Origin of the sequence: Tardiphaga sp., from assembly GCF_025356345.1 — a bacterium.
GTDB lineage: Bacteria > Pseudomonadota > Alphaproteobacteria > Rhizobiales > Xanthobacteraceae > Tardiphaga.
Window position 1 is genome coordinate 1 of sequence record NZ_JANXTC010000310.1, and the last position, 12,089, is coordinate 12,089.

11 protein-coding genes are annotated in these 12,089 nt (G+C 64.9%); 6 read left to right on the forward strand and 5 right to left on the reverse strand.

The window, feature by feature from the left end; all coding sequences use genetic code 11:
• The 4 genes from Q0S16_RS18875 to Q0S16_RS18890 all read right to left on the reverse strand — a co-directional run.
• Positions 1-436, reverse strand: a 436-nt coding sequence (locus Q0S16_RS18875) for an FAD-dependent monooxygenase (protein WP_295851387.1), incomplete at its 3' end; no start/stop codon positions are given.
• Between the two features lie 251 nt (positions 437-687).
• On the reverse strand, positions 688-1,524 hold the full coding sequence (locus Q0S16_RS18880; protein WP_295851392.1) for an enoyl-CoA hydratase family protein: 837 nt from the start codon (positions 1,522-1,524) through the stop codon (positions 688-690).
• A 40-nt stretch (positions 1,525-1,564) separates the two neighbouring features.
• Positions 1,565-2,323 (reverse strand): SDR family oxidoreductase, encoded by a 759-nt coding sequence (locus Q0S16_RS18885; RefSeq protein ID WP_295851395.1) that lies wholly within the window; start codon positions 2,321-2,323, stop codon positions 1,565-1,567.
• A complete protein-coding gene (locus tag Q0S16_RS18890) occupies positions 2,316-3,497 on the reverse strand; it encodes an acyl-CoA dehydrogenase family protein (protein WP_295851398.1) in 1,182 nt (393 codons plus the stop codon). Before Q0S16_RS18890 ends, Q0S16_RS18885 begins: the two co-directional genes overlap by 8 nt.
• A 207-nt stretch (positions 3,498-3,704) precedes the next feature.
• Between Q0S16_RS18890 and Q0S16_RS18895 the strand changes: the two genes are divergently transcribed.
• The 5 genes from Q0S16_RS18895 to Q0S16_RS18915 all read left to right on the forward strand — a co-directional run bounded on the left by Q0S16_RS18895 (position 3,705) and on the right by Q0S16_RS18915 (position 9,684).
• Positions 3,705-4,532, forward strand: a complete 828-nt coding sequence (locus Q0S16_RS18895; protein ID WP_295851401.1) for an alpha/beta hydrolase — start codon at positions 3,705-3,707, stop codon at positions 4,530-4,532.
• The gene (locus tag Q0S16_RS18900) at positions 4,529-5,809 is read left to right on the forward strand and encodes an acyl-CoA dehydrogenase family protein (RefSeq protein WP_295851404.1); all 1,281 of its coding nucleotides are present in this window, start codon (positions 4,529-4,531) and stop codon (positions 5,807-5,809) included. The genes Q0S16_RS18895 and Q0S16_RS18900 overlap by 4 nt, the downstream gene beginning before the upstream one ends.
• A gap of 196 nt (positions 5,810-6,005) precedes the next feature.
• A complete protein-coding gene (locus tag Q0S16_RS18905; protein ID WP_295851407.1) occupies positions 6,006-7,517 on the forward strand; it encodes a long-chain-fatty-acid--CoA ligase in 1,512 nt (503 codons plus the stop codon).
• Between the two features lie 92 nt (positions 7,518-7,609).
• Entirely contained in the window at positions 7,610-8,704 is a 1,095-nt protein-coding gene (locus Q0S16_RS18910) for an NAD/NADP-dependent octopine/nopaline dehydrogenase family protein (RefSeq protein WP_295851410.1), read from the forward strand.
• The gene (locus tag Q0S16_RS18915) at positions 8,701-9,684 is read left to right on the forward strand and encodes a 3-hydroxybutyryl-CoA dehydrogenase (RefSeq protein ID WP_295851413.1); all 984 of its coding nucleotides are present in this window, start codon (positions 8,701-8,703) and stop codon (positions 9,682-9,684) included. The genes Q0S16_RS18910 and Q0S16_RS18915 overlap by 4 nt, the downstream gene beginning before the upstream one ends.
• Positions 9,685-9,834: 150 nt before the next feature.
• Here the strand turns inward: Q0S16_RS18915 and Q0S16_RS18920 are convergent, their stop codons facing one another.
• Positions 9,835-10,881: a peptidase M29 gene (locus Q0S16_RS18920; RefSeq protein ID WP_295851415.1), complete on the reverse strand. Its 1,047-nt coding sequence runs from the start codon at positions 10,879-10,881 to the stop codon at positions 9,835-9,837.
• A 143-nt stretch (positions 10,882-11,024) separates the two neighbouring features.
• Between Q0S16_RS18920 and Q0S16_RS18925 the strand changes: the two genes are divergently transcribed.
• Complete coding sequence (locus Q0S16_RS18925; RefSeq protein ID WP_295851418.1) at positions 11,025-11,999, forward strand: flavin reductase; 975 nt, start codon at positions 11,025-11,027, stop codon at positions 11,997-11,999.
• The last annotated feature ends 90 nt before the right edge of the window (positions 12,000-12,089 follow it).

The following is a 12,089-nucleotide window of genomic DNA, read 5'->3' on the forward strand; positions in this document are numbered from 1 at the left end:
ATTTGTTGCGGAAGTGGCTATTGATGCCGTCGGCGAGCACGATCAGGTCGGCGTCGGCGAACTGCGTCTCGTCGGTGACGTCGACTTCGAACAGCAGCTTGCAGCCGAGTTCACGGGCGCGCTCCTGCAGGATCAACAGCAGCGTGCGGCGCGAGCAGCCGCAGAACCCATTGCCGCCAACGCGGTGCACGGTGCCACGGAAATGCACGGCGATATCATCCCAATAGGCGAATTCCTGGGTGATGCGCTGGTAGCTCGGCAAGTCGTATTTCTCGAAATTGTCGAGCGTGGCATCGGAGAACACCACGCCGAAGCCGAAGGTGTCATCGGGCCGGCTGCGCTCATGGACGGTAATGTCGGCTTGCGGCCGCTGCTTTTTCAGCAGGATCGCCGCATACAGCCCCGCGGGCCCGCCACCAATGATCGCGATCTTCATGCCAGCCTCCCGTAGAGCTTCAACCCAGATATTTTAATCTTAAAGCATTTTCGTGCAAGCCTGTTTGGGCGGCAGTGGCTGCATGGTACGCAGGCCCGTTCCCCGGATGCTGCGCAGCGCGCCCCACTTGGGGCGTGGTGCGCAGCTGATCCGGGGTCCCGGTTGTGCGCCAAAAAACCGGGATCCCGGATCTGCGCAGCGGCATAAGAATGCCGCAACGCGTCCGGGAAACCAGCTCGCCAAATCTGCATTTAATTGCCCTGAAACACCGGCTTCGCCTTGTTCGCAAAGGCATGAAACGCGCGGGCAAAATCCTCGGTGGTCATGCACAAAGCCTGCGCCACCGCCTCGGCCTCGATCGCCTCTTCCACCGACATCGCCCATTCCATCGCCAGCATGCGCTTGGTCATGGTATTGGCATAGGTCGGGCCCTCGGCGATCTGCCTGGCGAGCGCCTGCGCCTCGGCCAGCACCTGCTCCGGCGCGACGATACGGCTGAAGAAGCCCCAGCGTTCGCCTTCCTCCGCGGTCATGAAGCGGCCGGTATAGAGCAGCTCCGAGGCCCGCGACTGGCCGATGATGCGCGGCAGGATGGCGCACGCGCCCATGTCACAGCCGGCGAGACCGACCTTGTTGAACAGGAAGCCGACCTTGGCGCCGGTCGCGGCAATCCGCAAATCGGAGGCCATCGCCATGATGGCGCCGGCACCGGCGCAGATGCCTTCCACGGCGGCCACGATCGGCTGCGGGCAGGCGCGCATCGCCTTGACCAGGTCGCCAGTCATCCGCGTGAAGGCGGTGAGGTCCCTGGTGTTCATCTCGACCAGCGGGCCGATGATCTCGAACACGTCGCCACCGGACGAAAAATTACCGCCGGCGCCGGTGATGACGATGGTCTTGACGTCATCGTCCATCGCACAGGCGCGGAAGAAGTCGGTGAGTTCGCGGTAGCTCTGAAAGGTCAGCGGGTTCTTGCGCTCCGGCCGATTCAGCGTCACCTGAGCGACCCCATCGACCACCGCGAGCAGAAAATGCTGTGGCGCGTAGTCACGAAGCGGCAGCGTGACGGGGTTGGCGAATTTTTGCATGTGAACTCCCAGTAGCCTGTTGTTGGTTAGTTGCGCTGGATCAAATCTCGCCGCCGGCGACGACGAGGCTCTGCCCGGTGACCGCGCTGGCGCCCGCGCCGCACAGATACAGCACGGCGTCGGCGACTTCCGCCGGCGTCACCAGCCGGCCCTGCGGATTATGTCGGGCGAGTTCGGCAACCGCCTGCTCGCGGGTGCGGCCGGTCTTGCTGATGATGTTGTCGATGCTGCCTTCCAGCAGATCGGTCTCGGTGAAACCCGGGCACACGGCGTTGACGGTGACGCCCTTGCTCGCCACCTCCAGCGCCAATGAGCGCACCAGCCCGATCACCGCGTGCTTGGCGGCGGCATAGGCGGTGACATAGCCATAGCCCTTCAGCCCCGCCGTCGATGCGATGGCGACGATACGACCACGCTTGTTCGCGACCATGCCGGGCAGCACCCCTTGCGCCGCATGCACCACGCCCATGAAATTGACGTCCATCATGCGCTGAAACAGCGCCGCATCGGAGCGGCCGAACGGCGCGGATTCCGCGGCACCCGCGTTTGCAACGAGTATATCGATCGGTTGTCGAGCGGCAGCCTGCGCGATGGCCGCGGCGAGCCCCGCTTGATTGGATACGTCGGCGGCGATGGCATGATGCGCATCCCCGGCGGCGACCACCTCGTTCAGCGTGGCGAGGTTGCGGCCCAGGATGGTCACGGTCGCGCCAGCCTGCCGCAACGAAGCGGCGATGGCCCGACCAATGCCGCGTCCCCCGCCGGTCACCAGCGCGTGCGAGCCTGACAGGTCAGACATGGGCCACCGCCTGCGCGGTCTTGATCAGTTCGCGGCCGATAATCACCTTCTGCACTTCGGTCGCGCCTTCATAGATCCGCAGCGCGCGGATTTCGCGGTACAGTTCCTCGACCTTGACGCCCTTCTGGACGCCGAGCCCGCCAAACATCTGCAGCGCCCGATCGATCACGCGTTGCGCGGCTTCGGTGGCATACATCTTGGCCATCGCGGCTTCCCGCGTGATGCGCGGCGCGCCCTGGTCCTTGGTCCAGGCGGAGCGATAGACCAGCAGCGCCGAGGCATCGATGTCGGTCGCCATGTCGGCAAGACCGGCCTGCGTCAATTGCAGATCGCCGAGCGTATGACCGAACATCTTTCGCGTCACCGAGCGATGCACCGCCTCGTCGAGCGCACGACGGCCGAGGCCCAGCGCGGCGGCGCCGACCGTCGATCGAAACACGTCGAGCGTCGCCATCGCCACCTTGAAACCTTCGCCGTCGCGGCCGATCCGGTTGGTCACCGGCACGCGGCAATCATCGAACCGCAGCGTCGCCAGCGGATGCGGCGCCATCACATCGATGCGCTCGGCGATCGTCAGGCCGGGCGTATCGGCATCGACGACATAGGCGCTGATGCCGCGGCTGCCGGCTTCGCCAGTGCGCAGGAACACGACGTAATGATCGGCGATACCGCCATTGGAAATCCAGGTCTTGCTGCCATTGATGCGGACGTGGTCATGACCGTCAGGCACGGCGCTCGTGGTCATGGCGGCCACATCGGACCCGGCGTCGGTCTCCGACAGCGCAAACGCGGCGATGGCCTCGCCCTTGGCCACGCGTGGCAAATAGCGCGCCTTCAGATCGTCGGAGCCGAACAGGCTGATCGGACCGGTTCCGAGCCCCTGCATGGCGAAGGCGAAATCGGCGAGACCGCTGACATAGGCCAGCGTCTCGCGCACCAGGCACAGCGTGCGCACATCGAAGGTCGGATACAGTCCGCCGTGACTGGCCGGTACCGCTGCGCGCAACCAGCCGGCGTCGCCCATCGCCTTCACCAGACGCCGGCACGAGCCGTCGGTGTCATCATGGTCGATCAGGTCTGGCACATGGACTTCGGCCCACCGCGCCAGCTCCGCGGCGAGTTGGCGGTGCTGATCCTCGAAAAACGGCCACGATAGAAAGGACTGGTCGGACATGATTACTTCCCTGCGCTCCGGCAACCGAATTATTTTAAACCTAAAACGATTGCGAACACTAGCCATGCGGTGAATTCCGGAAATGCCGCGGTGCGAAATGCCCACGCGCTAGGCATCCGACAGCCCTTTAAGTCTAAAACTATCGCTTTTCATATAAATCCATCCTGCTAGGATTGATCGCGTTCCACCCTGCAAGGGAGATGCGCCATGCCTGAAACCGCAGCCATGATGACGAAGGACGGCCGCTTCGGCTATCAAGCGTCGGGAGACAGCAGCCTGCCCGCGCTGGTGTTTTTACACGGCATCGGCGGCGCCGGGCGCGGTTGGCGCCACCAGATCGATGTATTTGGCGACCGCTATCACGCGATCGGCTGGGACATGCCGGGCTATGGCGGTTCGCCCCAATTGCCCGAGGTCACCATGTCCGCGCTCGCCGAGGCGCTGAAGGATTTTCTCGCGCAGCTCGGCGTCATCAAGCCGGTACTGGTCGGCCACTCGATCGGCGGCATGGTGGTGCAGCAATTATTGGCCAAGTACCCGGACCTCGCCGGCGCGGTGGTGCTGGCGCAGACGACTTCCGCCTTCGGCAGCTCCGACGGCGAGTGGCAGAAGAATTTCATCGACGCCCGGCTGGGTCCGCTCGACCGCGGCGAGTCCATGGTCTCGATGGCCCCGAAGCTGGTGCAGGGCCTGATCGGCGACGATGCCGATCCCGCCGGCATCGCGCTGGCGCAGGACTGCATGGCTTCGGTCAGGCCCGAAACCTATCGCTCCTCGATGATGGCGATGATCGGCTTCGACCTGCGCAAGAACATGGCCGACATCGCAGTGCCCACGCTGTTGCTGTCGGGTTCAAAGGACAATAACGCGCCGGCCAAGACGATGGCGAAGATGGCGACCGCCGTGAAGGGGTCGACTTATGTCGAACTCGAAGGCGTCGGCCACCTCGCGAGTTTCGAACGCCCCGATGAATTCAACGAAGTGATCAACGATTTCCTGTCCACCACCCACGAACTTTCGGGGACATCCTCATGACCATGCCCACCAAACTCGACCTTGACGCCATCGCGCTCGACAGACCGATCTTCGACCCCAGGGCCTATGGCCTGACCGACGAGCAGGCCGAGATCATGACCCGCGCCCGCACGCTGGGCCAGACGGTGTTCGCCGGCCGTGCGCCGATCTGGGACAAGGAAGCCCGCTTCCCCGCCGACAACTACAAGGATTTGCATGCCGCTGGCCTGCTCGGCATCGCGATTCCGAAAGCCCATGGCGGGCTCGGCGCCGACTACCAGACCTATGCGATGACCGCCGCCGAAATCGGCCGCTATTGCGGCGCCACCGCGCTGACCTGGAACATGCATGTCTGCTCGACGCTGTGGTCCGGCCCGCTCGCCGACGACCTCGACATGGACGACGTCACCCGCGCCGACCAAGAGCGCCGCCGCGCGATCCATTACAAGCGCATCGTCGAAGATGGTGCGATCTATTCGCAGCCGTTCTCCGAAGGCGGCGCTGCCGCTGCCGGCGGCGTTGCATTCGGCACGGAAGCCAGGCCGGTCGACGGCGGCTGGCTGGTGAATGGCAAGAAGATCTTTGCGTCACTTTCCGGCCATGCCGATTATTACGGCGTGCTGTGCACCGAGATGCTCGACGGCGAAAAGGCCTCGCGCCGCAACACGCTGTATCTGGCGCTGCCCGCCAAGGCCGACGGCGTGTCGGTGGTCGGCGACTGGGATCCGCTGGGCATGCGCGGCACCGTGTCGCGCACGCTCATCTTCAAGGATGTATTCGTGCCGCATGACGCGGCGCTGATGCCGCGCGGCGTGTATTTCCAGGCGGCGATGCGCTGGCCGCATATGTTCCTGACGCTGTCGCCGACCTATGTCGGCCTCGCGCAGGCGGCCTATGATTTCACGGTCAAGTATCTGCGCGGCGAAGTGCCGGGCACGCCGCCGGTCAAGCGACGGATGTACCCGACCAAGCAGATCGCGGTGGCGCAGATGCAAATCAAGCTGGAGCAGATCAAGGGCATCTGGTTCCAGGCGATCACCGAGGCCGGCGCCAATCCGAGCAAGGAACAGGTATTGCGCGCCTATGCCGCGCAATATTCCGTGATGGAAGGCGCCAATGAGATCGCCACGCTGGCGATCCGCACCTGCGGCGGCCAGGCGATGCTGAAGTCGCTGCCGCTGGAACGCATCTATCGCGACAGCCGATGCGGCGCGCTGATGCTGCCCTGGACCGCGGAACTCTGCCTCGACCGCATCGGCCGCGAAGCGCTGTACGAGCCAGGCGAGAAGGACGAGTAAAACGACGAACGTCATGTTCATCGTTCCCCGGACGCGGCGCGGCGCGTCGGTCTTGCGACGTGTTGCGCCGCAGATCCGGGGTCCCGGTGTCTAAAACCACCCGGGCCAAATAACCGGGATCCCGGCTCTGCGAAGCGGCATAAGGATGCCGCATCGCGTCCGGGACACCAGACTAACCCAGACCGGATCATTGATCGTGGATCTTTCGCACCTCATCGCCCGCAACGCCGCCTTCACGCCGGACAAGCCCGCGATCCATTTCGAGGGCGCGACGCTCAGCTATGCCGCCTTCAACGCGCGGATCGAGACCACGGCCAAGGCGCTGAAGGCCGAATGCGGCGTGGGCCGCGGCGACCGCGTCGCCATCCTGAGCCTGAACCGGCCGGACTATCTGGTGCTGCTCTATGCCTGCGCCCGGCTCGGTGCGATGCTGGTGCCGCTGAACTGGCGGCTGGCCGTGGCCGAGCAATTGTTCATCCTGTCCGATGCCTCGGTCAAGGTGCTGGTGCTGGAGCAAGCATTCGCCGGCATCCTGCCGGCGCTCGCCACCGAGTTGCCGGATACCCGGATCGTCGCGCTCGATTTTGACCCGCCCGCCGGCGAGACGTTCGATGCGCTGCTGGCGAAGGCTTCGGGCGACGGCCGCAACCCGCATACCGACCTCGCCTGTCCGCTGCTGATCGTCTACACCTCCGGCACCACCGGCCGCCCCAAGGGGGCGGTGCTGCGCCAGGAGGCGCTGCTGTGGAACGGGATGATGAGCCAGCACATGCATGGCCTGACTTCCGACGATCACGTGCTGACCGTGCTGCCGTTCTTTCACGTCGGCGGGCTCAACATCCAGACCACACCGGCGCTGCATCACGGCGCCACCGTGACCATCCACGCGCGCTTCACCCCGGACACCACGCTGGCGGCCATCGTCCACAACCGGCCGACGCTGACGGTGTGGGTCCCGGCCATCATCCAGGCGATGAGCGAGCACCCGGGCTGGGCCGAAGCCGACGTCTCCTGCCTGAAGGCGGTGTCGACCGGCTCGCAGATCGTGCCGCCGCATCTGATCGCCCGCCTCATCGCGCGCCACATTCCGGTACTGCAGGTCTATGGCTCTACCGAGACCTGCCCGATCTCGGTGTATACGCGGCTGGGCGGCGACCTGTCCCGCGCCGGGTCGACCGGCCTGCCTGGCCTGTGCTGCGAGGCCATGATCATCGATGAGTCCGGCGCCGAATTGCCGGCCGGCACCTCCGGCGAGATCGCCGTGCGCGGCCCCAACGTTTTCTTCGAATATTGGGGCAATGAGACCGCCACCCGCGAAGCACTGCATGATGGCTGGTACCGCACCGGCGATATTGGCACCCGCGACGCCGACGGCTATTTCTGGGTCCATGACCGCAAGAAGAACATGATCATCTCCGGCGGCGAGAACATCTATCCGGCCGAGATCGAGCGCGTGCTGCTGGAGCATCCCGATGTCGCCGAGGTCGGCGTCGTCGGCCTGCCCGATCCGAAATGGCAGGAAGTCCCGGTGGCCTATGTGATGCTGCGGCCGGACCGCAGCTGCACGGCCGATGCGTTACGCGCCCATGTGCTGACCCAGCTCGCCCGCTTCAAGGTGCCGCGCGACATCGTGTTCGTCACCGACCTGCCGCGCACCGCGCTCGGCAAGGTGCAGCATTTCAAATTGAAGCAAAGTACGCCTTCGTAGGATGGGTTGAGCACTTGCGAAACCCATCCTTCTCCGCGGTGGGTTCGCAAGGGCTCAACCCACCCTACCGCTAAACCGTTCGAGGACGACCAATGAAAATCGCAGTTCTGGGTGGCGGCAACGGATCGTTCGCCGCGGCCGGTGACTTCGCCCTGCAGGGCCACGACGTCCGCCTCTGGCGTCGCGACGTCGATGCCGTCGCCGCGCATCGCGCCGCCGGCTCACGCATTGTCGTGAAGAACGCGCAGGGCACGCACGACACCCAGCTCGCGCTGGTCACCACGGACATCGCCGACGCCATCCGTGACGTCGAGCTGATCCTGTGCCCAACGCCGGCCTTCGCACAACCGGACATCGCCAGACAGCTCGCACCGCATCTCGCGGACGGCCAGGTGGTCTATCTGCCGCCGGCGACCTTCGGCTCGATGATCTTCGCCAAGGCCGCCCATGATGCCGGCAACCACGCCAAGGTGGCCTTCGCCGAGACCGGCACGCTGCCCTGGCTGGCGCGCAAGCACGGCCCTTTCGAGGTCGCCATCACCATCAGGGCCAAACGGCTGCCGACCGGGGTATTCCCGCTCAGCCTGTCCGACCACGCCGTCGCGGTGATCGACAAGGCCTTCCCCGGCGTGATCGAGCCGTGCGGCGATGCGCTGTCCGGCGCGCTGATGAATGCGGGTCCGATCATTCATCCGCCGCTGATCGTGATGAATGCCGGCCCGCTGGAGCATTTCGAGGCGTGGGACATCCACAAGGAAGGCACGCAAGCCGCGATCCGCCGCGTCACCGACGCGCTCGACGCCGAGCGCATCGCCATCCGCGACGCCTTCTCCTATGCCGCCCCGCATTTTCCGCTGGCAGACCACTATGCCAAGCAAGGCGACGAGTGGATGTATGGTCGCGGTTCGCATGACCGCCTCACCGATTCCGGCGACTGGCGCGAGCACATCGTGCTCACAGAGCACCGCTACATGCGCGAGGATCTGCGCACCGGCCTGTCATTCTTCCTGTCCTGCGCCGAACTCGCGGGCGTCGAGACGCCGCTGATCAGATCCTTCCTGGCGATCGGCGGCGCCATCTGCGGCGAGAACTTCTTGCAGGGCGGCCGCACGCTGGCCTCGCTCGGCCTTGGCGGGCTCGACCGCGACGGCCTGCTGAAACTGCTGCGCGAAGGTTTTGCCTCATGACGGTGTATTCAAATATCGCCTGCCTCGGCGCCGGCCGCATGGGTCGCGGCATCGCCGTTGCCTTTGCCTATGCCGGGCACCCCGTCGCCATCATCGATTTCAAGACGCGCGCGACCGACAAGTTTGCCGCGCTGGAAACCGACGCGCTCGGCGAAATCCGCAAGACCTTTGCCTCGATGGCGCGCTTCGGCCTGCTGGCCGCCGGCGATGTCGAAACCCTGATGGACCGCGTCAGCATCGTGCCGGAAGCTGACGCCGGCGCGGCATTGTCGGGCGCGACGATCATCTTCGAAGGCGTGCCGGAAGTGCTCGACCTCAAGCGCGACGCGCTGGCCAAGGCCTCGCAACTGGCTGGGCCGACGCCGATCATCGCCTCCACCACCTCGACCATTCTGGTCGACGACATTTCCGGCGCGGTGGAGCATCCCGAGCGCTTCCTGAATGCGCATTGGCTCAACCCGGCCTATCTGGTGCCACTGGTCGAGCTGTCGCCGGGCGCGAAGACCGATCCCGCCATCACCGCGCGCGTGAAGGCAATGCTGGAGGGTATCGGCAAAGTGCCCGTGATCTGCGCCGCGAGCCCCGGCTACATCGTGCCGCGCATCCAGGTGCTGGCGATGAACGAGGCCGCGCGCATGGTCGAGGAAGGCGTAGCGTCAGCCGCTGATATCGACAAGGCGATCAAATACGGTTTCGGCTTCCGCTTCGCGGTGCTCGGGCTGCTGGAATTCGTCGACTGGGGCGGCGGCGATATTCTGCATTATGCAGGCCAGTACCTCACCGGTGCCTTGAAAAGCGATCGCTACGCCGCGCCGGATATCATCGGCCGCAACATGGCCGAGGGCAAGGTCGGCCTCCGTAGCGGCGAAGGCTTTCTCGATTATGCCGGAATGGATGTCGATGCCTATCGAGAGCAGCGGCTGGCGGCGTTTGTCGGCCTACTCCGGCACTTTGAACTGGCCAAGCCGCCGGTGCTGTGATGCACAGCGCCTTCCGCGTCATTGCGAGGAGCCACCGGGTCCGGCTTCGCCGGCCCGATGATAAACTCCGCGACGCGGCGATCCAGAGAATTACAAGGGAAGACTGGATTGCTTCGTCGCAAGGGCTCCTCGCCATGACGGGGAGAGGGCTCACCCGAACACATCCTGCAGCACGCCGGCCTTGATCACCGGAACGCCGTCGAGCTCGATCGTGGTGTTGAACACCGGCAGATCGAAATGCCCCGCAGTGTAGCGCCCGGCGAATTCATTGGCACCGGTCGAGAACAGGAAATTGCCGGCCACCGCGCGGATCTCGGTGCCGTTGGTATCGCGCTGGTCATACATCGCCAGCGACTCGTAGCGCGCATTGGGATTCATGCCCCAGCCGACATGCGACACCGCATAGGCTTCCCTGTCGCCCCAGGCGGCAAGGTAGCGCTTCATCATCTCGGCATCGGCGCCCTCGCCCGCGAGGTCGACGACATAGTCGTCCTTCAGCGTCATCCGAACCGCAGAGGTCAGATAGCGTTTGAAGGTCAGGTTGATGTCGCCGGCATCCATCACCAGCGTGCCGTTGATGGTGTTGCTCTTCGGAAAACTGACCACGATGCCGCCCGGCCAGTGTGCCAGCGTGCCGGGCTTGTCGGTCCAGCCCCAGACGCCGACGGTGGCCGCGCCTTCCATGTTGACGTCGAGATCAGTGCCGGCCGCCGACGTCACCTTCATATGCCTGGTCCCGCGCAGCATCTTGGCGGCCGCGCGTACCCGCTTCTCCAGCGCGCTATCCGGCACCATGCGCTCCAGCGCTTCCGGATGCTCGTTGGAGATCACCAGGATCCTCGCGCCGGCCTTCAGGATCTCCGGCGTCTCCTTGGCATGCATCAGGCCCTCGATGGTGCAGTCGACCACGAAGCCGGCCTGCTGCAGCGCTGACACCACCGGACCGAGCTGGCCGATCGCTTCCGACGCGCCGGTGGAGCGCACCGGTACGACCTGCCTGTTGCGCGGGGTGGGCAGGATGACGTGAAACGGCCGCGCGCCCATCCGCAGCAGCGCCAGCTCGGCAATGTGCACGTTGAGCGCGCGCGACTGCGTCTCGGAAAGAATCGCCGCGGTATCGCCAGGCTTCACCGCGCAGCGCTCGAAAATATCGCAGAACGCGTCGATCCATTTCGCCTCGATGCGATCTGCCAGCATGCGGTTTCTCCAGGTTTTAAAGCGATTATCGTTGGATGATAGGACCCGTCATGTTACATGAAAAGGAATATTTTTAATGTTAAAACACGGCGTGCGGGCTATTTCCCCGGGGGCATGCCGGTCAAGAAGAACAGGCGAATGCGATGGCGGATGACAAGGTCGCGGCGGCCGCGCCGGGAGTAAACGCAGTGCCGTTCCGGCAGGCGCTCGGCCAGTTTCCCACCGGCGTTACCGTGGTTACGGCGACCCATGGCGGACACCTGGTCGGCATGACCGCGAATTCATTTTCCTCTGTGTCGCTCGATCCACCTCTGGTGCTGTGGAGCGTGGCCAAATCGTCACCGAGCCACGATCCCTTCGTGGCGGCCGATGCCTTCGCGATCCACTTCCTCGGCGCGGATCACGGCGAACTGGCGATGCGGTTCGGCAAGCGCGGCTCCGACAAATTCGCTGACATCACGCACGCGCCCGGCGTCACCGGCGCGCCCCTGATCGAGGGGCTGGCGCCGATCTTTGAATGCAAGACCTGGGCACGCTATCCCGGTGGCGACCACACCATCCTGGTAGGCGAGGTTGTCCGCTTCGTCGAACGTAACCATGATCCGCTGGTGTTTCATTCCGGCGAACTACGCCGCATCGACCGCGCACTGCGCCGTGCACCAAAGCTGGCCAGCAACAGCTTTGCCCGCAACTATCTGTCCTATCTGCTGGCACGCGCCAGCTTCAACGTCTCGCGCGAATTCCACGCCCGGCTCAAGGACTGGGATCTCACGGTACCGGAATGGCGCGTGCTGGCCTGCCTGATGGATGTCGAGGGCCTGTCGGTCGGCGAACTGGCCGCGATGGCGCTGATGAAGCAACCCGGTCTGACAAAAGTTCTCGACCGGATGGAGCGCGATGGACTGTTGCAGCGCAAGAGCGCGGCCGCCGACCGCCGCCGCGTCACCTTGCACCTTACCGCCCGTGGCCGCGCCCGCGTCAAGCCGGCGCAGGCAGCGGCGATGCAGCACGAGGCGGAATTGCTGAAGCAGTTCAGCGACGACGAGCGCGCCACCATCAAATATGCACTGGATCTGCTGATCGACGGCCGCATGACCGGAAAGATGGCGGACGAGTAGTTGATACTTGTCCCGGACGCGGTGCGGCGCTCTTGTGCCGCTCCGCGGAGCCGGGACCGTAACGGGCACCGGGGTCTGGTAGGGCCCCGG